The 24,186-nt window shown below is 39.5% G+C and carries 25 protein-coding genes; 15 read left to right on the top strand and 10 right to left on the bottom strand.

All coding sequences use genetic code 11. The annotated features are described in order from the left end of the window. Positions 1 to 5 precede the first annotated feature (5 nt). From HPC41_RS13935 to HPC41_RS13920, 4 genes are all read left to right on the top strand, one after another. A complete protein-coding gene (locus HPC41_RS13935; protein ID WP_172394584.1) occupies positions 6 to 1,133 on the top strand; it encodes a glycosyltransferase family 4 protein in 1,128 nt (375 codons plus the stop codon). Positions 1,134 to 1,291: 158 nt separating this feature from the next. Next, on the top strand, positions 1,292 to 1,561 hold the full coding sequence (locus HPC41_RS13930) for a hypothetical protein (RefSeq protein ID WP_233789172.1): 270 nt from the start codon (positions 1,292 to 1,294) through the stop codon (positions 1,559 to 1,561). Further along, complete coding sequence (locus HPC41_RS13925) at positions 1,558 to 2,334, top strand: MBL fold metallo-hydrolase (protein ID WP_172394583.1); 777 nt, start codon at positions 1,558 to 1,560, stop codon at positions 2,332 to 2,334. Before HPC41_RS13930 ends, HPC41_RS13925 begins: the two co-directional genes overlap by 4 nt. 70 nt (positions 2,335 to 2,404) lie before the next feature. Continuing rightward, positions 2,405 to 2,560 (top strand): lmo0937 family membrane protein, encoded by a 156-nt coding sequence (locus tag HPC41_RS13920; RefSeq protein WP_104382583.1) that lies wholly within the window; start codon positions 2,405 to 2,407, stop codon positions 2,558 to 2,560. Positions 2,561 to 2,564: 4 nt separating this feature from the next. Here the strand turns inward: HPC41_RS13920 and HPC41_RS13915 are convergent, their stop codons facing one another. Together HPC41_RS13915 and queA are read right to left on the bottom strand one after the other, a co-directional pair. Then, entirely contained in the window at positions 2,565 to 3,254 is a 690-nt protein-coding gene (locus tag HPC41_RS13915) for a 2-C-methyl-D-erythritol 4-phosphate cytidylyltransferase (protein ID WP_172394582.1), read from the bottom strand. Between the two features lie 85 nt (positions 3,255 to 3,339). After that, on the bottom strand, positions 3,340 to 4,389 hold the full coding sequence (queA, locus tag HPC41_RS13910; protein ID WP_172394581.1) for a tRNA preQ1(34) S-adenosylmethionine ribosyltransferase-isomerase QueA: 1,050 nt from the start codon (positions 4,387 to 4,389) through the stop codon (positions 3,340 to 3,342). 205 nt (positions 4,390 to 4,594) lie between these two features. On the opposite strand from queA, the gene HPC41_RS13905 reads away from it, so the two are divergent. Genes HPC41_RS13905 through HPC41_RS13895 form a run of 3 tightly spaced genes read left to right on the top strand, consistent with a single transcriptional unit; the run spans position 4,595 to position 7,450 of the window. Beyond that, positions 4,595 to 5,818, top strand: coding sequence for an ABC transporter permease (locus tag HPC41_RS13905; RefSeq protein ID WP_343043832.1), 1,224 nt, complete (start codon positions 4,595 to 4,597; stop codon positions 5,816 to 5,818). 11 nt (positions 5,819 to 5,829) lie between these two features. Further along, the gene (locus HPC41_RS13900) at positions 5,830 to 6,486 is read left to right on the top strand and encodes a DUF2306 domain-containing protein (protein WP_172394579.1); all 657 of its coding nucleotides are present in this window, start codon (positions 5,830 to 5,832) and stop codon (positions 6,484 to 6,486) included. A gap of 49 nt (positions 6,487 to 6,535) precedes the next feature. Next, positions 6,536 to 7,450, top strand: coding sequence for a YARHG domain-containing protein (locus HPC41_RS13895; protein ID WP_172394578.1), 915 nt, complete (start codon positions 6,536 to 6,538; stop codon positions 7,448 to 7,450). Between the two features lie 92 nt (positions 7,451 to 7,542). Here the strand turns inward: HPC41_RS13895 and hisD are convergent, their stop codons facing one another. Both hisD and hisG read right to left on the bottom strand, forming a co-directional pair. Continuing rightward, entirely contained in the window at positions 7,543 to 8,835 is a 1,293-nt protein-coding gene (gene hisD / locus HPC41_RS13890) for a histidinol dehydrogenase (protein WP_172394577.1), read from the bottom strand. A 21-nt stretch (positions 8,836 to 8,856) separates the two neighbouring features. Then, positions 8,857 to 9,708 (bottom strand): ATP phosphoribosyltransferase, encoded by an 852-nt coding sequence (gene hisG, locus HPC41_RS13885; protein WP_172394576.1) that lies wholly within the window; start codon positions 9,706 to 9,708, stop codon positions 8,857 to 8,859. A 474-nt stretch (positions 9,709 to 10,182) separates the two neighbouring features. Here hisG and HPC41_RS13880 point away from each other — a divergent pair, with 474 nt between their 5' ends. From HPC41_RS13880 to HPC41_RS13870, 3 genes are all read left to right on the top strand, one after another. Next, positions 10,183 to 10,773, top strand: coding sequence for a phosphatase PAP2 family protein (locus HPC41_RS13880; RefSeq protein WP_172394575.1), 591 nt, complete (start codon positions 10,183 to 10,185; stop codon positions 10,771 to 10,773). 23 nt (positions 10,774 to 10,796) lie between these two features. Then, on the top strand, positions 10,797 to 11,867 hold the full coding sequence (locus HPC41_RS13875; protein ID WP_172394574.1) for a Gfo/Idh/MocA family protein: 1,071 nt from the start codon (positions 10,797 to 10,799) through the stop codon (positions 11,865 to 11,867). Positions 11,868 to 12,010: 143 nt separating this feature from the next. Next, positions 12,011 to 13,258, top strand: a complete 1,248-nt coding sequence (locus HPC41_RS13870; RefSeq protein WP_172394573.1) for a hypothetical protein — start codon at positions 12,011 to 12,013, stop codon at positions 13,256 to 13,258. A 100-nt stretch (positions 13,259 to 13,358) separates the two neighbouring features. On the opposite strand, the gene HPC41_RS13865 is transcribed toward HPC41_RS13870, so the two are convergent. After that, positions 13,359 to 13,982, bottom strand: coding sequence for a 7-carboxy-7-deazaguanine synthase QueE (locus HPC41_RS13865; RefSeq protein ID WP_104382573.1), 624 nt, complete (start codon positions 13,980 to 13,982; stop codon positions 13,359 to 13,361). A 341-nt stretch (positions 13,983 to 14,323) separates the two neighbouring features. Here HPC41_RS13865 and thrS point away from each other — a divergent pair, with 341 nt between their 5' ends. The 5 genes from thrS (at position 14,324) to HPC41_RS13840 (ending at position 17,993) form a co-directional block, all read left to right on the top strand. Beyond that, positions 14,324 to 16,249, top strand: a complete 1,926-nt coding sequence (gene thrS, locus HPC41_RS13860; RefSeq protein WP_172394572.1) for a threonine--tRNA ligase — start codon at positions 14,324 to 14,326, stop codon at positions 16,247 to 16,249. Positions 16,250 to 16,260: 11 nt separating this feature from the next. After that, complete coding sequence (infC, locus tag HPC41_RS13855; RefSeq protein ID WP_083295912.1) at positions 16,261 to 16,821, top strand: translation initiation factor IF-3; 561 nt, start codon at positions 16,261 to 16,263, stop codon at positions 16,819 to 16,821. A gap of 39 nt (positions 16,822 to 16,860) precedes the next feature. Then, a complete protein-coding gene (rpmI, locus tag HPC41_RS13850; protein WP_002993964.1) occupies positions 16,861 to 17,061 on the top strand; it encodes a 50S ribosomal protein L35 in 201 nt (66 codons plus the stop codon). Between the two features lie 99 nt (positions 17,062 to 17,160). Further along, positions 17,161 to 17,505: a 50S ribosomal protein L20 gene (gene rplT / locus HPC41_RS13845; RefSeq protein WP_046674462.1), complete on the top strand. Its 345-nt coding sequence runs from the start codon at positions 17,161 to 17,163 to the stop codon at positions 17,503 to 17,505. 257 nt (positions 17,506 to 17,762) lie between these two features. Then, on the top strand, positions 17,763 to 17,993 hold the full coding sequence (locus HPC41_RS13840) for a hypothetical protein (RefSeq protein WP_172394571.1): 231 nt from the start codon (positions 17,763 to 17,765) through the stop codon (positions 17,991 to 17,993). 19 nt (positions 17,994 to 18,012) lie between these two features. On the opposite strand, the gene HPC41_RS13835 is transcribed toward HPC41_RS13840, so the two are convergent. The 5 genes from HPC41_RS13835 to HPC41_RS13815 all read right to left on the bottom strand — a co-directional run bounded on the left by HPC41_RS13835 (position 18,013) and on the right by HPC41_RS13815 (position 24,119). Then, the gene (locus tag HPC41_RS13835) at positions 18,013 to 20,754 is read right to left on the bottom strand and encodes a DUF3857 domain-containing protein (protein WP_172394570.1); all 2,742 of its coding nucleotides are present in this window, start codon (positions 20,752 to 20,754) and stop codon (positions 18,013 to 18,015) included. A 159-nt stretch (positions 20,755 to 20,913) separates the two neighbouring features. Then, a complete protein-coding gene (gene rimK / locus HPC41_RS13830; protein WP_172394569.1) occupies positions 20,914 to 21,849 on the bottom strand; it encodes a 30S ribosomal protein S6--L-glutamate ligase in 936 nt (311 codons plus the stop codon). Positions 21,850 to 21,908: 59 nt separating this feature from the next. Beyond that, entirely contained in the window at positions 21,909 to 22,346 is a 438-nt protein-coding gene (locus HPC41_RS13825) for an ATP-dependent zinc protease family protein (RefSeq protein ID WP_172394568.1), read from the bottom strand. Positions 22,347 to 22,404: 58 nt separating this feature from the next. Next, complete coding sequence (locus HPC41_RS13820) at positions 22,405 to 23,583, bottom strand: AIR synthase related protein (protein WP_172394567.1); 1,179 nt, start codon at positions 23,581 to 23,583, stop codon at positions 22,405 to 22,407. A gap of 53 nt (positions 23,584 to 23,636) precedes the next feature. Then, complete coding sequence (locus tag HPC41_RS13815) at positions 23,637 to 24,119, bottom strand: DNA-deoxyinosine glycosylase (protein ID WP_172394566.1); 483 nt, start codon at positions 24,117 to 24,119, stop codon at positions 23,637 to 23,639. Between the last annotated feature and the right edge of the window lie 67 nt (positions 24,120 to 24,186).

Here is a 24,186-nt window from a genome sequence, read left to right as displayed (position 1 = left end):
CCACCATGCGTATCGTGATCCTAGGGTCTGCATACCCTTTAAGAGGAGGGGGGATTGCTTCTTTCAACGAACGATTAGCATCCCACTTTCAAACGTTGGGGCATGAGGTGGATATTTATTCTTTTTCTTTACAGTATCCCAATTTTTTGTTTCCTGGCAAATCCCAATACTCGGATGAATCTCCGCCGTTAGGTCTGAATATCAAGACTAAAGTTAATTCAATCAACCCCTTGAATTGGTTGAGCATCGGAAAGGAACTCAGAAAAGCAAAATACGATCTACTCATCGTTCGTTTTTGGATGCCTTTTTTTAGTCCTTGCCTAGGTACAATTCAACGCCAAGTACGAAAAAATAAATACACCAAGATCGTTTGTATTGCGGATAACATTATTCCGCATGAAAAGCGGTTCGGCGACAAATGGCTAATCCGTTATTTTTTAAAATCTGTGGATGCCTGTGTCACTATGAGCAAAAGCGTATTAGCAGACTTAAAGATGTTGAGCCCACGTATGCCTGCTGTCTACACACCTCATCCTCTTTACGATAATTATGGACTCCATTTGAGTAAGGTTGAGTCGCGTAAGTTGCTGAATATCGATCGGCAAGATCGCGTTATTTTGTTTTTTGGGTTTATTCGACAATATAAGGGGTTGGATATGCTATTGGAAGCTTTAGCGGACATACAGATTCAGAAATTAAATATCAAATTGCTATTAGCCGGAGAGTTTTACGGAGACCCAGCACCATATCTGGCGCTTATCAAAAAACACCATTTGGAAGATAGGATCTATATGCGTACTGATTTTATTCCCAATCATGAGGTTGGCTGGTATTTTTCAGCTGCTGACTGTGTTGTGTTGCCATACCGAACCGCCACACAAAGTGGCATTACACAAGTTGCTTATCACTTCGATTTACCGATGATTGTAAGTAATGTCGGTGGCTTACCCGAACTGGTACAGGACGGCAGCGTAGGTTATGTGGTAGAACCCAATGTGAGCAGTATCGTCAATGGAATCGTATCTTTCTATCGTCACGATAAAGAAGCACAATTCAGAACAAATATTATAGACGAAAAGAAAAAATTTAGCTGGTACACCTTTGGAAACGAGCTTCTTAAATTAATCGATTGATACCCGGAAATAACGAGAATATGCCGTGCTATAGCTGTTTTTGAAATCGCATTTTAAACACCTGGAAAATGTGTGTAAGTGAATTTATTTGTATATAAAGGCAAATTTATCTAAGTTTGGAATACTGAGAAAAAAACTAAAAAGAAGGAGAGATTTTGTTGCCGTTTACACAGAGTAGTTTAACAAAGATAGAGGAGTTTTTTAAAGAACAGGGCTTTAAAGTAAGATATGAAAAAGGTTCATTCCGCACCGGGGCCTGCATGTTACAGGCGACAAAAGTTGTGGTTGTGAATAAGTTTTCCAATCTGGAGATAAAAATCCAGTCCTTATGGAATATTTTATTGGAAGTGGAAATTGATTCAGAGGTTATTTCTGAAAAACTTTTCCCGATTTATGAAGAGGTATTGAAATCAAAGACAATAGTTTGAGAATAACATTTTTAGGAACCGGAACATCACAAGGGGTACCCGTTATTGCGTGCCAATGTCAGGTTTGTCAATCTCAGGACAAACATGATAAGCGATTACGTTCTTCTATTCTTATTGAATATAATGATCATACGCTTGTGGTCGATACCGGTCCTGATTTTCGCTATCAGATGTTGCGTGAAAAAGTACTGCATCTGGATGCCGTATTGATGACACACCCGCACAAAGATCATATAGCTGGACTGGATGATGTACGGGCGTTTAATTATCAGCAGCATTCTTCCATTGCTATTTATGGAACAAAAGCACTTCATGAAGCCCTAAAACGTGAATTTTACTACGCCTTTACTGAAATAAAATATCCCGGAGCTCCGCGATTGGATTTAGAAGAAATAAAAGCAGGGGAGCCATTATTTCTATTTGGAAAAGAGATTATGCCTATCGAGGTAATGCATTATAAAATGCCTGTGCTTGGATTTAGGATAGATGATTTTGCCTACATTACCGATGCGAAATCTATCTCCGAAGAATCCAGGAAACTACTGAAAGGTGTAAAAATTTTGGTCGTCAATGCACTGCAAAAGGAATCCCATATTTCCCATCTAACCCTGCAGGAGGCGATAACATTTGCAGAGGATATTAATGCTGATAAGACCTATTTTACACATATTGGGCATCGAATGGGTTTACATGCGGAGGTGTCGGAAGAACTACCACCCAATATATACTTCGCTTACGATCAATTGCAGATCATTCTTGACGAATCCATTTAATATAAAACTTTAGTGCATTTCTTGTTGTTATACCTATATAAAACAGAATAAGGTATTAAATTATAAAGAAATGGGAAACTTATTGTACATCATCGCCGTTATTTTAGTGATCATCTGGGCGATTAGTTTTTTTGGAGGTTATGCAGCCGGAAATAACATTATTCACATCCTTTTGGTCATTGCAATTATTGTCGTGCTGTTGCGCGTCATTCGGGGTAACGCATAGCAATTCACTTTTTAATCAGGTTCAAATAAAACTGGGCAATTTGTAGATCTTGTGGATAGGTGATTTTAATATTTTTAGCATCGCCCTCAACAATAGCAATGCGATTGCCCAGTTTTTCGACCACTGAGGCATCATCCGTAAACAAAGGATCCTCTTTTTGGCAGTAGGCTCGTGTTAGCAATTCTGCATGGAATACCTGAGGGGTCTGTACCAACCAAACCTGATTTCGATCGACGGCATTATTTGATGTACTGTTGCCGGTCCGGACCGACTCAATACTCTTTCGCGCTAGGACAATGGCTTGATGCTCGTATGCCCCTTGGAATGCCCTAGCAATTAAAGAACTGGAGACAATGGGACGGGCACCGTCATGGACGGCGATATAATCATTTGTTCCTAATTCAAAATTTTTCTGGATATATGCGAGGCCATTTTTTACACTCGCGAAACGAGTATCACCGCCAAAAGCCAAATGAACTGGCGTGCGATAATGCTGTTTTAAACATAAATCCGTCCAGAATTGCTCCATTTCTTTGCTGATGACCAAGATAATCTCCGAAATCGCTGATGACTGATGAAAATGATCGATGGTATGCATAATCACCGGTACACCGTTTAAATCAAGAAACTGTTTCGGTAAGTCGCTATTCATACGACTCCCGGTTCCGGCGGCAACGATAATGACAAAATTCATAGACAGATATGGGGTGTTTTTATTTAAAAAAACGCGGATAGTTTACAAGCTACCCACGTTTCAAGCTATTTTTAATCTACTCTGTTTAGATAATCAACATCGCATCCCCGTAGCTGTAGAATCTGTATTTTTCTTTTACAGCAACCTCATAGGCATTCATTACATTCTCATATCCCGCAAATGCTGCGATCATGACCAATAACGTAGATTCCGGTGTATGGAAATTGGTAATCATTGAATTTGCAATGCTGAAATCATACGGAGGGTAGATGAACTTACTTGTCCAATCTGAAGCAGCCTTTAAGTGATGATCTGCGGACACAGAGGATTCAATCGCACGCATGGATGTCGTGCCAACAGCACATACGCGACGTTTATTGTCAATTGCTCTGTTCACTACTTTTGCAGCTTCATCCGTAATAATAAATTGCTCCGAATCCATTTTATGTTTAGTCAAATCTTCCACTTCAACAGTACGGAAGGTGCCAAGACCCACATGTAATGTAACTTCGGCGAAATCCACACCTTTAAGTTCCAAACGCTTCATTAATTCACGGGAAAAGTGAAGACCGGCTGTAGGTGCTGCAACAGCGCCTTCATTTTTGGCATAAATAGTTTGGTAACGGAATTTGTCCTCTGGAGTTGCTTTACGTTTGATATATTTAGGAAGTGGCGTTTCACCCAAAATCTCAATGTTGCGACGGAATTCTTCGTCAGTACCATCGAACAGAAATCTGATTGTACGTCCACGTGAAGTCGTATTGTCAACAACCTCGGCGACCAATAGATCATCATCACCGAAATACAATTTGTTGCCGACACGGATTTTACGTGCGGGATCAACCAATACATCCCAAAGACGAAGCTCGTTGTTCAATTCGCGTAACAAGAAAACTTCAATCGTAGCTCCAGTTTTTTCTTTATTACCATATAGGCGCGCTGGAAAAACTTTTGTATTGTTTAATATCATGACGTCTTTATCGTCAAAATAGTCCAATACATCTTTGAAAATTTTGTGTTCAATTTTACCAGTATCCCGATGTAAGACCATCAAACGCGATTCGTCACGATTTTCAGAAGGTTCAGAAGCAAGTAATGATTCTGGTAAGTTGAATTTAAATTGAGATAACTTCATCTTTAATGATATATATATTAATGTCTGCCTTTCAGTGCATTACAGTGCACTAAATACTAGGTTGCAAAAAGCATACAAAGTTATAACTTTTTTGGGTATCAAAAGGCCTTATTTCTAATTTATGCATATATTTTTATTGATTTTGACATTAAATCAAAACTATATTGTATTTTAGAATGCAATTATGTTATTCCTTCGATTAATATTGGAAAGTTGTCAGTTTGCGTTTTCGGCATTAAAGGACAATCGTACACGTACCTTGCTTTCCTTGCTGGGCGTGACCATCGGTATTTTTACCATTATAGGTGTGTTTTCAGCGGTAGATACCTTACGTAATAATATTGAGGAATCTGTCAAGAAGATCGGCAGTAAGACGCTTTATATCGAAAAATGGCCCTGGGATGGCGGTCCTAATTATCCTTGGTGGAAATATTTGAATAGGCCCGAACCTACCTACAATAATTACCAGGATTTAAGAAGTCGTATGACCACGGCCGAGTATATGGCGTATATGATCAATATCGGCAATACGACGATTAAATATAAGAACAACTCGGCCCAAGGCTCTTCCGTAAATGCAGCTACCTATGAGAATCTATATATCCAAAACTTAAATATTGTTGACGGTCGATATTTTGCCGAAAGTGAATCAAGAAGTGGAGCTCTTGTAACGGTATTAGGAGCCAACATCGCGGAGGGTCTTTTTCCAAATGAGGAGCCCGTAGGGAAGTATATCAGTATGTTGGGCAGGAAAATTCAGGTTATCGGCGTGTTAAAAAAAGAGGGTAATGGAGTATTAATCAATACATCACCTGATGATACGGCTTTTATTCCCTTTGAATTGGCCCGTAATCTTGTCAATTATGATAATTTCTCGCCGAGTATAGCCATGGTGATCAAGTCGAATTATACCTTGGGGGAGGCGGAAAGTGAAGCAAAAACATTGATGCGTTCGATCCGTCGCATTGCCCCGCAACGTGAAGAAAACTTTTCCATTAACCAGACAACGATGATTACGGGCGCTTTGGATCAGCTTTTTGGTATCATCAATCTTGCTGGTTTTTCCATTGGTATTTTTTCTATTTTAGTTGGTGGTTTTGGTATCGCGAATATCATGTTTGTCAGTGTCAAGGAACGAACACATATTATTGGAATTCAAAAAGCATTAGGCGCTAAAAACTTCTTCATCTTATCGCAGTTTCTCATTGAGTCTATCGTGCTTTGTTTACTGGGGGGCGGGATTGGTCTTGTCGTTGTCTATTTTCTGGCTTTTATCGTTCAATTGGCTACTGGCGTGGCCATTGTCGTCAGCTTAAAGATGGTCATTCTTACGGTTTCTCTTTCGACCTTTATTGGCCTAATATCAGGGATCGTTCCGGCTTTAATGGCCTCGCGGTTGGATCCTGTCGAAGCAATTCGAAGTAAATAAATAAACTCGTCATGGAAAAAAAAATCCAAATTTCGATATTGAATGGATTTTGGCTTTTGATTTTTGCTTACAGCTGTACGTTGATGGTAGAAATCACCTGGCGATACCACAGTTTTGCGTTGGATGCTAATTTTCTAATGACCAAACAAACTGAAGTTGAGGAGCTTTGGTGGTACAAGTATGTTTTTTATACCCATGTATGCACTGCTATTCTTGCCTTACCAGCTGGTTTTACCCAATTTAATTTAGGTTTACTGACAAAATATCCGCGATTGCACCGGACAATTGGTTATGTGTATGTGCTCAGTATTTTGGGCTTCGCTGCACCTTCCGGTGCCTTAATTGGTTTTGTTGCCAATGGTGGTTTATTTGCCATCATCTCCTTTGAACTGCTTGCCCTGGGCTGGTTCTATTTTACATTGCAAGCAGTGCGTCTGGCAATTCAGAAAAAAATTAATCTCCACCATGATTTTATGCTGCGCAGTTTTGCACTGACCTGTTCAGCGATTACATTGCGCTTTTGGAAGGTAATGCTGGTTTATCTCTTCCATCCCAATCCGATGGATCTTTATCAGCTAATTGCCTGGTTGGGTTGGATACCTAATATACTACTTGCGGAGTTCATTATTTATCGAAAAAATCATAATTTACTGAACTATTATGATTGATCCGAATCATAAATGGCACGAAGTCATTTTTTTAAAAAAATATAAAGTAATGAAAGGGAATATTTATTTATTGTTATTGCTTTCTGTCTTGATCGGTTGTAAGGATGGAGCAAATAAAAAGGCTATTAAGTCCATAACACTGGACTCCGTTGTCCTCGAGCGTGAAGCGCACCAGGAGCTTTATGGCAACTGGGTGGGAGATTTTGTAATTGATGAAAATTTACTTGAGGAAGGTGAGGAGCTGCCAAATACAGATTATAATCCAAAAATAAATCTGACCATCAAAAAAATAACAGATAAAGGGAGTGTTTTCGGACAAAATGTAGTCAAAGGAAATTTGCGTTCGTTGACGGGAAAACTTGAAGGCGACGCGCATGTAATACAGCTGCTATTAGATGAGCCAGGAGATAAAAAATCAGACGGGCGTTTTGAAATAAAGCTGAGGAATGATACGCTGATCGGTAGCTGGGTAGCCTACGACCAGAGTGTGAAGATTAAAAGAAGGCATTTCAAATTATTAAAGAAACAGTTTGCCTATAATCCAAATCTGATGCTTAATAGTCAAGATGAAGAATATGGAACTTTGGTCGATTGGATCAATGCTAAAAAGAAAGAAGCGACAGATCAAGACGGTGATTCGACTTATACCTATGTGATGGAATATTATCGATCTGCTTCCCCAGCCGTATTCAGTATAAATGCTTCCAAACAAAAGTTGGTGGAAAAAGATTTGAAAAATCTGAAGAAATTAGATCTGGAGATTATCCGAAATACGATTTTCGCACGGCATGGCTATGCTTTTACTAAACCCGCTATCCGTCAGTTCTTCGATCCAGTAGATTGGTATGTGCCGGTTTCGAAAGATGTAAGTTCGGATCTGAGTCCATTGGAAAAAGACAATATTGCTCTTCTCACGAGATTCGAGAAGTATGCGACAGATAATTATGACACATTCGGAAGGTAATTTTCTTTAGGATTTTATGTCTGATTCAGAAGTATAAAAAAAGCGGCCGTACAATGTTCGGCCGCTTTTTTTATTTTTTCAGTTCCACTAGCTTATACGGGTTCGGTGCGGATGGAAATGGCATTTTTATGTGCTTGTAGTCCTTCGAGCTCGGCAAGTATTTCGACCGTAGATCCGATTTGTTGAAGTCCGGTCTCATTGATGTGCTGAAATGTTATTTTCTTTACAAAAGAATCCACTGAAACACCGGAATAGGACCTGGCATAGCCAGAGGTTGGTAAGGTATGATTTGTTCCGGATGCGTAATCACCCGCACTTTCTGGTGTAAGGTGGCCTAAGAATACAGAACCAGCATTGCTGATATAGCGTGTCAAGGGTGCCCATTGATCCGTTTCTAAAATAAGGTGCTCAGGAGCGTATTCATTCGAAAACTGTATGGCTTCCTGAAGGTTGCCTACCGTGACTGCATAAGAGTTTTCGATCGCTTTTGAAGCAAGTTCCTTGCGTGGTAGTACAGCTAATTGTTTGTCAAGTTGTATATTAACAGCATCTACAATTGCGGTCGAAGTAGCAACTAACACAGCCTGACTGTCTACACCGTGTTCTGCCTGCGCGAGAAGGTCAGCAGCCACAAATGCGGGGTTTGCAGATTCATCGGCAATAACAAGCACTTCAGATGGGCCGGCAGGCATGTCGATACTAACATTTGTTAATCCTTGTATGATTGCTTTTGCTTTCGTGACAAATTGGTTTCCCGGCCCAAAGATTTTGTCAACTTTGGGAATAGATTGGGTGCCGAATGCCATGGCTGCAATGGCCTGCGCGCCGCCGACAAGATAAATACGCTTAATGTTTAGCAATTTTAGACAATAAGCGACAAACCCATTAATTTTCCCATTGGATTGTGGCGGGGAACAAACTACGATCTCTTTACATCCTGCGATTCGAGCCGGAATTCCCAACATTAATAGGGTGCTCGGTAAAACGGCAGAACCTCCAGGTATATAGAGTCCTACCTTTTCTATCGGCCGTATTTCCCGCCAGCATTTCACACCGGGCATTGTCTCGACCGTACGTTCCCTTTTAAGTTGCGTGCTGTGGAATCTGTGGATATTTTGGAAGGCAATTTCTAAAGCGCGCTGTTGGTCGCGGTGTATAGTCGCCGATAAATCGTCGATATCATCCGCATCTAAAAAGAGTTTTTCAAGTTGCACTTTATCAAACTTTGCAGCATATTCGCGTAAGACAGTGTCACCTTGTATGCGTACCTGCTGAATAATATCTTGGACCACATCCTGGATTGCATTGTTCGGGTCTGTATTCCGGTCAATTAATTGGAGTAGTTCTTCTTTTTCTAGCGATTGGTAATCATATTTTTTTAACATGGTCGTAAGAATCGATGAGGGTTAAAGAATGATTTTTTCGATTGGCATCACAACGATACCCTGTGCACCTTCTGTTTTTAATTTGTTGATTTTATCCCAAAAATCGTCCTCAGTAATAACCGTGTGTACTGCCACCCAGCCTTCCTCAGCTAGTGGGACCACCGTGGGACTTTTTACACCATGTAATAAGGAAGTGATTGCCGGAAGATTTTTCTTCTCCACATTCAATACGACGTATTTGGTTTCTTTAGCCAATAGAACAGATTCGATACGCTGCACTAATTCCGCAAGGATTTCATTTCCTTCAAGGCCTTTTCGTCCGACTAATATCGCTTCAGAATTTTTGACATCCGCAAAAGGTTTGAGACCATTGCTTTTCAATGTTCCACCTGTAGAAACAATATCACATATTGCGTCACTAAGTCCAAGACCAGGTGAAATTTCTACAGATCCAGATATTAATCGTATATCTGCATTGATTTTATAATCATCAAGAAAATTTTTAAGAATATTGGGGTAAGAGGTTGCGATTGCTTTGCCATTGAGGTCTTTGATGTCTTGAATAAGACTATCTTTCGGTATCGCTAGTTTTAATGTGCATTTTCCGAAGCCAAGCCGTTTAATATATTCTACTTTTGATTCTGTTTCGTCAATGATATTTTCGCCGACAATGCCTAGATCGGCGATACCCTGCTCAACATAGCCTGGGATATCATCATCTCTAAGAAATAGTATTTCTAAGGGGAAATTGCCTACAGTAGTAATTAAGGAGCTTTTGTAGTTTTCGAAATCTAAACCACAGTTTTTCAGTAATTGAACAGATTTTTCGTTTAACCTACCCGATTTTTGGATAGCAATTTTAAGATTTTTCAACGCTTTATAAATGTTAGCAGTAAATTATTAATAATAAGAAATCAAACAAGAGGGAAGGTATTCTACGTAAGAACACATTAAATCAACATATCGCCACACTGGCGATGATGCAAATGAAAATGATGTACGTAGGTATAGACCATGTTTGTATTAATAACTGGAGGCAAATGTATAGTAAATTAATGGGAAATACAAAATATCATTTTAAAAAGTTTAAAAATTCGATCCTTGGCGGTTTCAGGTTCTAAAATTTCCCGCTGTTTGTTATAAAGTTTGAAACATAGACTAACAATTCTTAGAAATTTCCTTATTTTTAAGGGATAAAGTCATTTAAAATTGATATTGCTCATCAACAAAAAAATGTTGAATAAGACGATGAAGCAGTTTAGATAATCTCAATGGTCATATTGCTGAAAATAATTTAATTGGGTAAAAAGGAACTGAATTATAATATGGAAAAATAATTTATGCTAGATGAAAAGAATAGCTTTTATTTTAATAAGCTGGATAACCTATCTGTCTGGTGCTTCAGTAGCTCAGGAGAAGCCAGCTTCTACGTTGGATATCCGTATTTTGGAATCTATTGCAGAAACGAGAAGTGAACCTCAGACACAAACCTTCAAAGTGCTCTCTGATATCAACAACTATGTACAGGTAGCAGTACCAGTTGGTTTATTGGTGGCAGGGGCTATCAATAATGACAAAGCAATGCGTCAAAATGCACTCTACGTTGCGAGTAGTACTGCAGTGACTGCTTTAGTTAATGTTGGAATAAAGCATTTGATCAAGCGGAGCCGACCATTTAAAAAATATCCTAACTTTATTTCCGTTCGTACGGCAAGTGGTTATTCTTTTCCTTCTGGACACACCTCATCAGCATTTGCGACGGCCTCTGCGTTGTCCCGGGCTTATTCAAAATGGTATGTTGTTGCACCCTCATTACTCTGGGCTTCTGGTGTTGGATATTCTAGGATGTATTTGGGTGTGCATTATCCTACGGATGTATTGGCCGGTGCAGTGTTAGGTGCGGGATCTGCTTTTGCGTTGGAGGGGTTAAGAAAATAAAATTTAGTTTAAACGAATAATTGATGCAAGTTATTAGAATATTGGTGGTAGGCTGTGGTAATATGGGCGCTTCCCATGCTAAAGCTTATCATGATCTGGATGGATTTGAGATCGTTGGTTTGGTTGCTCGAGGAGATAGCAAAAGTAAACTTAATGTGGAATTAGGTTCCGAATATCCACTTTTTGAGTCTTATGAGTTCGCGTTGGAACAGACAAAACCTGATGCTGTCTGCATTGCGACCTATCCGGATACCCATAGAGACTACGCGATTAAGGCTTTCGAATCAGGCGCTCATGTTTTCATTGAGAAGCCCTTGGCGGAAGATGTAACCTCAGCCGAAGAAGTCGTGAATGCTGCCATAAAATATGGTAAAAAACTGGTGGTGGGATATATTCTGCGTTACCACCCTTCGTGGATTAAGTTTATAGCGATCGCAAAGACCATGGGAAAACCTTTGGTCATGCGGATGAACCTTAATCAACAAAGCCATGGTTACATGTGGAATGTTCACCGCAATCTGATGTCAAGTCTGAGTCCAATTGTTGACTGTGGTGTTCACTACATTGATGTGATGTGTCAGATTGCGGGTGTTAAGCCGGTGCGTGTTTCGGCGATTGGTGCCCGACTCACTGACGATATTCCGGCATGGAATTATAATTATGGTCAGCTCCAGTTGCATTTTGAGGACGGGTCTGTCGGTTGGTATGAAGCGGGATGGGGCCCTATGGTGAGCCAAAATGCATTTTTTGTAAAAGACGTTTTCGGTCCCCGGGGCTCAGTGTCCATTGTTGCAGACAAAGCTAGTGACGAAGGCAAATCGGATTCCGTCGCAGCGCATACGCAAACAGAAAGTTTACGGGTGCATTATGCTGATTTAGATGACCGTAATGAATTTATCAAAGAAGATGAACGGATAAACTTGTCTGATGAACCCGATCATCAGGAATTGTGTAACAGGGAGCAGCGTTTCTTTCAGCAGGCAATCTTAGCGGATCTTGACCTGTCTTCTTCCATGGAAGATGCCATCAACAGTTTACGCATAGCGCTTGCTTGTGACGAGGCGGTTAAAACAAAACGGACAGTATTGTTGTAATGCTAGTTCATGTAAGATTTGCTGTTTTTTTATCCCTTTTATAAAAAAATTGAGAAGGAAAAAAGCAATTAAATAAAAAATATAGCGGAAGGATAGGCTTTTTGGTCTATCTTTTGTTATTTAGCTACATATTTATCATTCTTATGAAGAATTTATTCAAAGTGGCGTTGTTGTTTGGATTGTCTATTCCTGTAGTGCATGGGCAAGATAAACAATGGCAGATGGAATTGGTGTTTAAAGGTGAGATTTCACCCGAAAAATTTGAAAATGAGATTCCAGAGTTTGCAAAGGAGTTTTACGAGCCTTTTCTGAAAGGAAAGACGGCCTATAGGAATGTTGAAGTCTTAGCAGATGCCAATTATTCTTCAGCTGTTGTTAATCAGAAAGAGCATGCTATTTTGAATAGAAAATTGGCAAAAACCTATTCTTTTTCAGCAGGAGACGATATTGTCACGGCAGAATCTTATCACCCATCCTATAAAGTTGTCAGCAATAAGCTGAAAGATGCTGAGGGTCCTTACGTGTGGATGCAAGATCTGGGTGAAATTGAGGACATTGCTGGAGTAACTTGTAAAAAAGCGAAATTATTGATTAAGAATCAAACAGATTCTGCCGAAGCAACGGTGTGGTATTCTGAAGCAGTACCAGCATATTACATGACCGCGTTTTCTTTCGTAAACGATTTGCCAGGAGCGGTATTGAAAATGTCGCTGGGCCAAAATACGGATTTAGGTTTCGAGACAACTAAAGTTTCTAATGTGGCGGGCGTAAAAGATTTCCGATTGCCTCAGGATATTAAAGTTGTTGATATTTCAGGTGATGGTCCTTCGGAGGGTGGCGACGATGTGAGTTTATTTGAGGATACTTTTCCTTTGGATAGATCGCTTAAGTGGGTCATGGTGAAAGATAAGGAAACAAATGATGAATATTATGGGATAAAGAGCACAACCGGGCAGGAAGTGCTGTCCTGTTCACTTTTTTCCTTGGCTTATTTTAATGATCAGACTGCCATCGTTTCAGATAAGGATAATTACTTCTGGCTACTGGATAAAAAGGGGAATAAAATAAACAAAACAGGGTTCGACTGGCTCACTCCTGCAACGGAAAGATTGGCTATTTTTCAGAAAGATGGAAGTTTTGGACTCGTTACTCAAGAAGGGAAGGTTTTACTGGATAAAAAGGAAAACATAAGTAAGTTTTTGAGTAATTATTTGATGTTTTCAGAAGAAGGAAAAATAGGATTATTGGATGAGCATGGAAAAATTATTGTTGAGCCTAACCTGTTATTTTTGGATGTAGACAGTGCTGGTAAAGTTCTGGTGCGGGATAAGGAAGGAGAGGAGACAAAAACGCTTGAATTCGATGTATTTATAAAAGAATATGTGAAATAATTTAGTATTTTTTTTGAGATAAACAGCTGTCGGTTATGACAAAAAAAGCATTCAATGTCGATAGATTGAATGCTTTTTTTATTACTATTTTTATGTCCTTTTAAGGGATATTCAGGAATTTGTGCGTCTGTAGGGAGATGTCCCATTTCGGATTTTCTTTGACGTAGTCAATAATTGACGGGGTCATTTCTTTGGATTTGGACCATTCCGGCTGAAGGTATAATTTGCAATTCGGACCGACCAATTGTGCATATTCTTCACCCCAGGCAAAATCACTTTTATTGAAAACGATCACTTTGAGTTCCCCGGCAGCATCAAGCACGTCTTTTCTTGGTGCTTTGAATTTTTTTGGAGACAGGCAGATCCAGTCCCATTCTCCACTTAGCGGATATGCTCCGGATGTTTCGATAAAAGTTTTTATTCCGGCAGCATGCAGACCCTTGGTAAGGTAATCCAAATTATAGATCAGTGGCTCTCCACCTGTAATAACAACTGTTTTAGCGGGATATTTCTTGGCATTTTCAATAATTGAATCTGCCGCTGTAAGCGGATGGATAGACGCATCCCAGCTTTCTTTTACATCGCACCAATGGCACCCCACATCACAACCACCCAATCTGATGAAATAAGCAGCAGTCCCGGTGTGGTAACCTTCCCCCTGGATGGTGTAGAACTCTTCCATCAAAGGTAATCGTGTTCCGTCTTCTGGTACTTGATTCGACATAGTTAAAATTTGAGTTTGCAAAAGTAGTAAATATTAATGATATGCTCAATTTAAACTGTTGTTTTCAGTGGAATTCATGTCATTTTTATGGGATTGAAAATTGAATAGTAATTTTGGAGGTTTTTGTGAGAGCGATGCTTTTTGTTTTCTTTTGAATCCGGTGTTACCAGATGAAGGACTACTGAAAAAGGGATAAGAGATCATAAAAAAACTGTTTATTACCAGAATTTTTGCTAAATTTGTTTCACACTTTATTTATTGAAAACATAAGTGTAATAACATAATTGTACATGTTGTTTTGTGTTTTCTATTTTTTAACAATATAAAGATCATAGTTGTAAATGATTAAAATTACACTACCTGATGGTTCCGTTAGAGAATATCAAAAAGGAATCACTGCAGCAGAAATTGCTTTGTCAATTTCTGAAGGGTTAGCCAGAAATGTTCTTGCTGCTGAGGTGAATGGTGAAGTATGGGATTCTGCCCGTGCTATTGAAGAAGACGCTAGCGTGAAGTTGTTGACCTGGAATGACACAAAAGGAAAATCTACTTTTTGGCATTCTTCGGCTCACTTGCTTGCTGAGGCACTGGAAACATTGTATCCGGGAATTAAATTCGGTATTGGACCAGCCATTGAAACAGGTTTTTACTACGATGTTGATTTTGGTGATCGCGAATTTTCTTCGGATGACTTTAAGGCTATCGAGGACAAAATGTTAGAACTCGCTAAACGCAAAGAAACCTTTGAACGTAAAGCCGTTTCTAAATCGGATGCTTTAGCCTATTTTACCGAAAAAGGGGATGAGTATAAGCTGGATCTGATCAAGGATCTGGAAGATGGAAAGATTACTTTTTATACCCAAGGTGATTTTACAGATTTATGCCGTGGGCCACATATTCCGAATACCGGATTTATCAAAGCCATAAAACTGACTAATGTTGCCGGTGCATATTGGCGGGGTGATGAATCTCGGAAACAATTAACACGTATCTATGGTGTAACTTTTCCGAAAGCATCGGAGCTTACAGAATATTTGAAGTTTATTGAAGAAGCAAAAAAACGTGACCACCGTAAGTTAGGTAAGGAACTGGAACTTTTTGCATTTTCTGAGAAAGTTGGTGCTGGATTGCCTTTATGGTTACCAAAAGGGGCGGCTTTACGCCAAAAACTAATTGATTTTTTACAAAAAGCACAGTTGAACTCGGGGTATGAGCCTGTCGTAACGCCACATATTGGACATAAACAACTGTATGTGACTTCTGGTCACTATGAGAAATACGGTGCAGATTCATTTCAACCCATCAAAACACCTATTGAAGGTGAAGAGTTTTTGTTGAAGCCGATGAACTGTCCGCATCACTGTGAGATCTATAAGGTAAAGCCGCGTTCGTATAAAGATTTACCGGTTCGTTTTGCCGAATTTGGTGCCGTATATCGCTACGAGCAATCGGGTGAACTGCATGGGCTAACACGTGTACGTGGCTTTACACAGGATGATGCACACTTGTTCTGTCGTCCGGATCAGGTAAAAGATGAGTTTAAAAAAGTAATCGATTTAGTTCTTTATGTATTTGGGGCTTTAGGATTTAATGACTATACTGCGCAGGTATCATTGCGTGATCCTGAAAACCGTACTAAATATATCGGTACTGATGAGAACTGGGCTTTAGCGGAATCGGCGATTATTGAAGCTGCTGAAGAAAAAGGTTTGCCAACTGTCGTGGAATATGGTGAAGCGGCTTTCTATGGGCCGAAATTGGATTTCATGGTCAAGGATGCGTTGGGACGTAAATGGCAATTGGGGACAATTCAGGTTGACTATAACTTACCGGAACGTTTTGAATTAGAGTATACTGGTAGTGATAATATGAAGCATCGCCCAGTAATGATCCACCGTGCACCATTTGGCTCACTGGAGCGTTTTGTGGCTGTATTGATCGAACATTGTGCGGGGCAGTTCCCGTTATGGCTTGCGCCTGAGCAGTTTATCGTCTTGCCAGTGTCAGAAAAATACGAAGAATATGCGCAAAATGTTTTGAATTCGCTAAATAATTCCGATATTCGCGGACTGATAGACTTACGTGACGAGAAGGTGGGCAGAAAAATCAGAGACGCCGAAGTGAAAAAGCTTCCTTATATGTTAATTGTAGGGGAAAAAGAGGTGGAAAATGGCACAGTTTCTGTACGTAAACATGGCTCAGTAGAATTAGGAACTATGACTGCTGACGAATTTAGAGATATATTAATTAAGGAAATAACCGTTTAATTTTTAAACATTTGGCATTAAAAAGACCCGGTGGTCCAAGACCACCAATGAGAAAGAAAGAACCAGATCACCGCATTAATGAGTTAATCAAGGTACCTGAGGTACGTTTGGTAGGAGATAATGTGGAACAAGGAGTTTACCCTACACGCAAAGCGTTAGAGTTGGCTGATGAGTTGGAACTTGATTTAGTGGAGATTTCGCCAAATGCTGTACCGCCGGTTTGTAAGATTATCGACTACAGTAAGTTTGTTTACGAACAGAAGAAGAAACAAAAGGAAATCAAAGCTAATGCAAAACAGACTGTTATCAAAGAAATTCGTTTCGGACCTAACTCTGGTGAGCATGATTTTGAGTTCAAATTGAAACATGCGATTAAGTTTCTTGAAAGTGGTGAGAAAGTGCGTGCATACGTACACTTCAAAGGCCGCGCTATCGTGCACAAAGATCAAGGTGAGATCTTGTTGTTACGCTTTGCTCAGGCACTAGAAGATTACGGTAAAGTAGAACTTTTACCAAAATTAGAAGGGAAACGTATGTTTTTAACAGTAGCTCCAAAGGCTCCTAAAAAATAATAAGAATTCTAACAGATTGATATAAAATTTATAAGTATTATGCCAAAAGTTAAAACCAATTCCAGCGCAAAGAAACGTTTCAAATTGACTGGAACAGGTAAAATTGCAAGAAAAAACGCTTTCAAAAGCCACATCTTGACAAAAAAGAGCACAAAACGTAAACGTAACTTAACACAAACAAGTTATGTATCTGATGGCGATATGGGCAACGTTAAACGTATGCTTGCTATCGGTAAATAAGTTTTATTCGATTTTATTTAATAATAATTTTTTAACCGGGTACAGGGTCGTAAGTTCATTGAAATACATGGCACCTTTTACCAAACTAATTTTAAAAATATGCCACGTTCGGTTAACGCAGTAGCTTCAAGAAGAAGACGCAAAAAAATCCTAGGCCTTGCAAAAGGTTACTTTGGATCACGTAGCAAAGTTTATACTATTGCTAAAAATACAGTAGAAAAAGGTTTACAATACGCTTACCGCGATCGTAAAACCAAAAAACGCGAGTTTAGAGCTTTATGGATTCAACGTATCAACGCTGGAGCTCGTCAACACGGAATTTCTTATTCCCAATTGATCGGTAAATTAAACGCTAAAAACATTGGTTTGAACCGTAAGGTTTTGGCTGACTTAGCTTTAAATAACCCAGAAGCTTTCAAAGCAGTTGTAGACGCAGTAAAATAGAGTTTTTAATCCGCTGTCAATTTGTTAGAGATATTAAAGGAGCCCAAAAGGCTCCTTTTTTTGTTATCACCCGATTGGACGCTGTCTGTTTTTTGGGACGATGTCCGCAGTCTGTATAAAGCAATTTCCCGGATTCTGGTGTTTGAAAGACAGCGTCTATCTTGTTGTCAGCTGAAATGATCAAACGGCAGCTCCTAATTGGCTTTTTTGTTTAGGCGAGGTTTGATTTTTGTATAGTGATTTATAAATATACAATTATGAAAATAAGAACGATCGCATTTGGATTTTCACTCCTTTTATTGGGCGGGATGGCAATGGCTAAAGGGCCGGGATCTCACACTTCGTTAAACACTATTTTCGACCAACAGGGAAAGGTTATTTCAATTGAGGGAGTAGGGAATACCCGTACCATCGAGGCTAAAGGTGGTGAGACAATCCAAATTGAAGGCGCTGATAATAAGGTCAAGGTGCCGACAATATGGTTATGAAGATGGAAAAATAGTATAGCTATGTATTGTCATGATGGTCCTCCGGATGTGCACGATCTATTTTGTCATTCGGGAACTTCAATTCCGTTACTGTATCGTCCGCATTTTGCTCAGATACAGGGTATGGCTTTAGAAAATCTTGATCAAAGGGATGCGCTATCGTAGCCCTTTGAATGCTATCATCATTCTGATATGTCCGAAGACAGGTGCCTTTGATACGTTCAGAGTTATACACATAAGTTCCCCAAATGCAGAAAAAGAAAATCGCCTTTAGAGTATCTTTGTAGTGTGTGAACAGATCGTCTGTTTTATCTAAATAACTTTTGAACATAAAATAAGATGCAATTCCATCAATAGTACAAAATATGGCCATAAATAGTGCAACCATAAAGAAGGTCTGTGCGAAAATATCTCTTTTCTTGATCAGTAAGATACAGCTATAAGTCAAACCAACCAGTATCAATACATTACCGATTATTTCCGTTAGCAGCAGAATTTTGTATAAAATAGGTGAAACACCTTCTAACTGATTAGCCGCTTGCCAAGTATTTAAATTAAAAAAGGACTGTTGGAAGAAAAACATACCAGATAGGGTCAATATGTTTATAAATAGTACAATAAGCAGTAAGATCATCCATCCGCCGATCTGATCGTGATAAATTTCGTCATAGGGTTTGATGATAAAAGGTTTGCTCATATTGTACTTTTTAACAATATACCAGATGACAGCTTGCACCAGAACAATGAATAAGATCAGGGTAAACCAATTAATCTCCTTCGCTGATGTCGGTGTGCCCAGATTAGTTATTCCATCTGTTACATATCCGTCGGCGTCCAAATAAAAACCATTGAAAAAAATATTCTCACGATCGACAAAATCTGTATAATACTGTTGAAGGTCTTTTTGTTCAACAAAAGGTTCGTGAAAACCTAAGGTATAAGCAATCTTGATACGATCTGGCTTTATTTCCAATGTCTTTCCAAATACATAGGCGTTACGATCAAAATAGCTATTATCTTTATGACTGCCAAATGTATTTTTGCCTTTGTTAACGACGTCGATCTCATATTCGATATCCATAGGGAACGGCAGGCTTAGTGGGGCAATACGATCTTCCATAATTTCGGGTAGCTTGTCGTTTATATTTGTGCCCAACAAGGAAATATACTTTTTGGAAGATCTATTTTCTGCTTTTCCGATATTTTTAATTTTGTATTTTTCGGTGATCTCCACGCGATTGTTCTCAATATCATCTTTGAATTGTATATGGCCAATTTTATTGATTTTGGGATAGATTTTTGCATAATACTCCAGGTATTGCTTTTGTATATCATTTTTGGCACTACCTTGAAAATAAGTACGCATATTGTCCGCTTCATTTCCGAAATAGACTGTTTTGACATCAAGGGTCGCTTCGAATTTGCCTTCCAGCGTCAACGTTTCCTTGACTTTTATATTTCCTACAATATGCTGCGGTACATTGGCAAGTTTTCCATTGCCCATGGTCGAGAGCACTTTTCCATAAGTGGGGAAATATCTGTTTTTGATATCTCCGCCTTGATTGGTTATGGTCGGATCAATATATTGGTGACGTCCTCCGATATTAACTTCAACAACCATGTGGTTGAAAGCATAAGGTGAGGGGAGCTCTTCCTGCAGCCCTCGGTCCTTATACGTATTGGCTAATACCAGTCCTACGTCGATGTTCTTATTTTTGAGTATTGTTGCGAGCAACATCGATTTATCTTTACAATCGCCATAGCGCTGCGAAAATACTTTTTCCGGAACATTCGCCCGATGTGAATATTCTCCCATCTCAATACCCATATAACGTATTTCGTTTTGTACAAAGTCACAAGCCTTTTTTAAGTAGTTATAGGGCTGCCCATTTGACTCTTTCCACAGTTGATTGACGAAAGTTTGAAGTGTACTTGAAGGAACTAGCTGTGGTATGGGATTGATTCTGCGGTTCCACTGATCAACGTCCTGCCAGGTATTAAACTCTGAGCATTGGATATATTTTAAAGGGCTGTACCAGGCCGGACTATAATTTTCGAATTGAACTGTTTTGTCCTCAGTAAGCTCCCAGAAGAAATTTGTTGTATTTCCCATGGATTGTTGCTGTACTTCAGGTGCACCATTGAAACTTTTGAATTGAAGTTTGCGACCGTTAGGTACAATATAATTTAGATGGACCAAACCAGTAGGTTCATATCCCTGTAAGTAATAGGTATCGAAAAATTTATGTTCAAATACGGGATTTGCACCTATTATGGAATAGGCAAATACGATCTTATCGTCTTTACGTAAATCTTCCAGGACATAATGGGCCATCTGACTTCCGTTGTAGATAGACCTCGAAAGCTCCGTTTCGGATGCAAGGAGGTTGAATTTTGCCTGTGGCAGTAAGTCAATATCTTTCCCGTTGCGAATGATCTTCAACTCATGTAATTGAAGTCTTTGGAAATGTGGATCAAAGGTTACCTGAACCTGTCCCAGGTTTTCGATTCCACTTTGATCAAACAATACTTTTATGTCCCTATAATATTTTGTCTGGGCAGCTAAGTTTATTTGATTTTCGATTAACTCATAGTAATATCCATCACTAATATCATCCAGATTTGGCTTTATGGCCTTTTTCGTAATGGGTCGGAGCCAAGTGGGCGAGGCTGTTTTTTGAATAGGTGTTTGGCTAAATGACCCGGAAAATGAAGCTAGTACGAGTACGAAAGCGAATAGAAGATGGCTAAATCTTTTCATTAATTCATAATTTAACCTAAGATAAGTAAAATTTGGACTCAACGGTAGCTGAATTTAGGAAGTATTGGAAATCTTTATTTCATTGAATCTAGCATCTTTAAAAATAAAAAGGGTTGTCAATAGCTATTGACAACCCTTTTTATTTTTAATTCAGTTATTTTATAATTTGCTCTCTCTCTTTTTCTTTTTCTTTACCACTTTTGGCATTTGTGCCTGTTTCAATTCATATTGTCTTTCGATGTATTGAATGATTTCAGAAGCAATATCCTTTTTGGTGGCCTTTTCTATGCCCTCCAATCCGGGGGAAGAATTTACCTCAAGAACTAACGGACCCCGGTCCGAGGGAATCATATCCACACCACATACGGTAAGTCCCAATTGAGCGGCAGCGGCAATAGCGGTTTCTCTTTCTGCCTTGCTTAAGCGTATTACCTGAGCTGTTCCGCCCCGGTGTATGTTTGACCGAAATTCGCCTTCTTTAGCCGTGCGTTTCATCGCCCCGACAACTTTGCCGTCAACCACAAAAGCTCTGATGTCAGAGCCTTTCGACTCTTTGATAAACTCTTGGATCAAAATATTGTTTCCGAGGCCGTAGAAAGCCTCTATAACAGATGATGCCGCTTTCTTGGTTTCTGCCAAAACAACACCAATCCCCTGTGTACCTTCCAATAGTTTAATCACCAAAGGTGCCCCGCCTACCATACTGATCAAATCGTCAACATCAGAGGCCGTACGTGCAAAGCCCGTAATTGGAAGGCCAATGCCGGCACCGGACAAAATCTGTAAGCATCTCAATTTATCCCTGGATCTGGTAATGGCTTGACTCGGATTTGCAGAAATTACATCCATTACCTCAAATTGTCTGACGATTGCCGAACCATAAAAGGTGACCGAAGCGCCTATTCGGGGAATAATAGCGTCAATACCACTGAGATCCTGTCCTTTGTAATGAATACTGGGTTTACCTTGTTGAATGCCAACGTAACACTTACTGTGGTCTATGACAACACATTCGTGTCCTCTTTGTTGGGCAGCTTCTACGAGACGACGAGTTGAGTATAAACTCTTTACTGTCGATAATACGGCAATTTTCACGGTTTGTATATTGAATATATTTTTGTGCTAAGATAACAAAATAGCTTTGCTATTTGTTTTTATTTTGACGGGGACTTCAAGGAGAGATTTTCTTTGGAAACGTCGACTAAAAATCTTCGATAGAGAAAATTCTTTCCTAAAAGCATCGGGTAAGTCATTTTGGAACGATTTCGAAATGAAATCTTGATACTGAAAACCTGGTCGTATAGTTTTGCTGTAGTTCGGATATAATACCGCTTTTCCTCCTGGCCAAACGAACTCTTGACCAGTTTTGTTTTATAAAGCTTTAATTTTAAAACTTTGGTTTCTTCCGTTTCGAAATTGGTAATGAGTTCGCAATGGATCCAGTCCTGACCATCTTCATTGACGATTTTATAGGAGTTACAATGCAAAACCGAGGAAGCAGCGCCGGTATCGACTTTTGCTTCTATGCCAAATATTCCTAATTCAGGTAAATCCAGGGTCTCTTTCCAGCCCACGAGAAGTTTTTCTTTCATTGATACCAAAAGGAATAAATGCACCAATCTTTATCGCGTAGATTGGTGCATACATATTTTATTCGTAAATAAATTCTCCAAAAGGAGATGTAATCGTTACTTTTTTAGAAGCGGCATCTTCTACATGACCGATAATTTGTGCCGGAATTCCGAATGACTCCGAAATGGCAATGATATCGGCAGCAATAGCTTCAGGCACATACAATTCCATCCGGTGTCCCATATTGAATACCTTGTACATCTCCTTCCAATCTGTATTGGATTCTTTCTGTATCAATTCAAAGAGTGGCGGAATTGGGAAAAGATTGTCTTTAATGACGTGTACATTGTCCACAAAGTGCAACACTTTAGTCTGCGCTCCACCTGAACAATGTACCATTCCGTCAATCTGAGAACGGTACTTATCTAAAATATTTTTGATGACAGGAGCGTAGGTACGTGTGGGTGAAAGGACGAGTTTACCCGCGGTAACTGTTTCGCCTGTTTCCACTGTGATGCCATTGGTTAAATCCTGACTCCCCGCAAAAACAAGGTCGTAAGGGACAGCCGGATCGTAAGCCTCCGGATATTTTTCCGCTACTTTTTTGTTAAAGACGTCATGACGTGCTGAGGTTAAGCCATTGGAGCCCATACCGCCATTATAAGCTTTTTCGTAACTTGCTTTTCCATTGGACGCCAAGCCGACGATTACATTACCACCTTTAATCCGGTGATTTGAAATCACGTCTTCCCGTTTCATCCGGCATGTAACCGTACTATCAACTATAATTGTGCGTACCAGATCACCAACGTCGGCAGTTTCGCCCCCGGTAGAATAAATACCGATACCCAAATCACGAAGTTCAGCCAATATTTCTTCTGTACCATTGATGATTTCTGCAATAACTTCTCCGGGAATAAGATTTTTGTTTCTTCCGATTGTAGAGGACAGTAGAATATTATCGATCGCCCCAACACAGAGTAAATCGTCTATATTCATAATGATTGCATCTTGTGCAATACCTTTCCAAACCGAAATATCTCCAGTTTCTTTCCAATAGACATAGGCTAGAGAAGATTTGGTGCCAGCACCATCAGCATGCATTATATTGCACCAGTCCTGATCTCCCCCCAAAATATCGGGAATGATTTTACAGAATGCTTTGGGAAACAGACCCTTGTCGATATTTTTTATCGCATTGTGCACATCCTCTTTTCCAGCGGATACACCTCGTTGATTGTATTTTAAATCTGACATCTTAGCGCAAAAATAAGCAATAGCGCTGAATTAACGAACCTTATTTATGTAATTTAATCACTTATGATCGTACGCCAATGTGTGACGAGTTGTTCGAGGTTGGTTTTTGCATTTGCAGGACTTGTACTGGGGAGGCATAGGTAGCGTATGTTCTCTTTTTGCTCAAAATACTTTGCATATAATTTATACGCCTTTTGCCCATTAAAGACTACGAGTTTGATCCCTGGATTTGCCTCCAGGAGGGCGATGATTGGATTGGGACTTTCATCTTTGATGGCTAAATCCATACTGCCCGGCCGAGATGCTTCGGCACATACATCCCATAAACCAATACCATTGTCAAGTAGTAGGTTCACTTTGTCAACATAACTCGTCGTATCGGGATTGTTATATAAATGTCTAATCACTTTCCAGAAACGATTTTGTGGATGTGCATAATATTCATTTTGCTCCAATGATCTGTCACCCGGCAAAGATCCGAGGATAAGCGTTTTGGTGTTGGCATTCACAAGTGGTAAAAAGGATCTTTTGAGCATATTCAAAAATAATAATAAAAATTTTGGCTTTTAAATAAGAATTATTTTTTGCTATATTTATGATATT

It is taken from the genome of Sphingobacterium prati, from assembly GCF_013167215.1.
GTDB lineage: Bacteria > Bacteroidota > Bacteroidia > Sphingobacteriales > Sphingobacteriaceae > Sphingobacterium > Sphingobacterium prati.
The sequence above is the reverse complement of the archived record's forward strand: the minus strand, read 5'-3'. Positions and strand labels throughout refer to the sequence as shown.

Excerpts from the sequence above, each read along its gene's own strand:
- HPC41_RS13935 (WP_172394584.1), top strand. The coding sequence starts at position 6 with ATGCGTATCGTGATCCTAGGGTCTGCATACCCTTTAAGAGGAGGGGGG.
- HPC41_RS13920 (WP_104382583.1), top strand. The coding sequence starts at position 2,405 with ATGGGAAACTTATTGTACATCATCGCCGTTATTTTAGTGATCATCTGG.
- HPC41_RS13915 (WP_172394582.1), bottom strand. The coding sequence starts at position 3,254 with ATGAATTTTGTCATTATCGTTGCCGCCGGAACCGGGAGTCGTATGAAT.
- queA (WP_172394581.1), bottom strand. The coding sequence starts at position 4,389 with ATGAAGTTATCTCAATTTAAATTCAACTTACCAGAATCATTACTTGCT.
- HPC41_RS13900 (WP_172394579.1), top strand. The coding sequence starts at position 5,830 with ATGGAAAAAAAAATCCAAATTTCGATATTGAATGGATTTTGGCTTTTG.
- HPC41_RS13895 (WP_172394578.1), top strand. The coding sequence starts at position 6,536 with ATGAAAGGGAATATTTATTTATTGTTATTGCTTTCTGTCTTGATCGGT.
- hisD (WP_172394577.1), bottom strand. The coding sequence starts at position 8,835 with ATGTTAAAAAAATATGATTACCAATCGCTAGAAAAAGAAGAACTACTC.
- HPC41_RS13880 (WP_172394575.1), top strand. The coding sequence starts at position 10,183 with ATGAAAAGAATAGCTTTTATTTTAATAAGCTGGATAACCTATCTGTCT.
- HPC41_RS13875 (WP_172394574.1), top strand. The coding sequence starts at position 10,797 with ATGCAAGTTATTAGAATATTGGTGGTAGGCTGTGGTAATATGGGCGCT.
- HPC41_RS13870 (WP_172394573.1), top strand. The coding sequence starts at position 12,011 with ATGAAGAATTTATTCAAAGTGGCGTTGTTGTTTGGATTGTCTATTCCT.
- HPC41_RS13865 (WP_104382573.1), bottom strand. The coding sequence starts at position 13,982 with ATGTCGAATCAAGTACCAGAAGACGGAACACGATTACCTTTGATGGAA.
- thrS (WP_172394572.1), top strand. The coding sequence starts at position 14,324 with ATGATTAAAATTACACTACCTGATGGTTCCGTTAGAGAATATCAAAAA.
- rpmI (WP_002993964.1), top strand. The coding sequence starts at position 16,861 with ATGCCAAAAGTTAAAACCAATTCCAGCGCAAAGAAACGTTTCAAATTG.
- rplT (WP_046674462.1), top strand. The coding sequence starts at position 17,161 with ATGCCACGTTCGGTTAACGCAGTAGCTTCAAGAAGAAGACGCAAAAAA.
- HPC41_RS13840 (WP_172394571.1), top strand. The coding sequence starts at position 17,763 with ATGAAAATAAGAACGATCGCATTTGGATTTTCACTCCTTTTATTGGGC.
- HPC41_RS13835 (WP_172394570.1), bottom strand. The coding sequence starts at position 20,754 with ATGAAAAGATTTAGCCATCTTCTATTCGCTTTCGTACTCGTACTAGCT.
- HPC41_RS13825 (WP_172394568.1), bottom strand. The coding sequence starts at position 22,346 with ATGAAAGAAAAACTTCTCGTGGGCTGGAAAGAGACCCTGGATTTACCT.
- HPC41_RS13820 (WP_172394567.1), bottom strand. The coding sequence starts at position 23,583 with ATGTCAGATTTAAAATACAATCAACGAGGTGTATCCGCTGGAAAAGAG.
- HPC41_RS13815 (WP_172394566.1), bottom strand. The coding sequence starts at position 24,119 with ATGCTCAAAAGATCCTTTTTACCACTTGTGAATGCCAACACCAAAACG.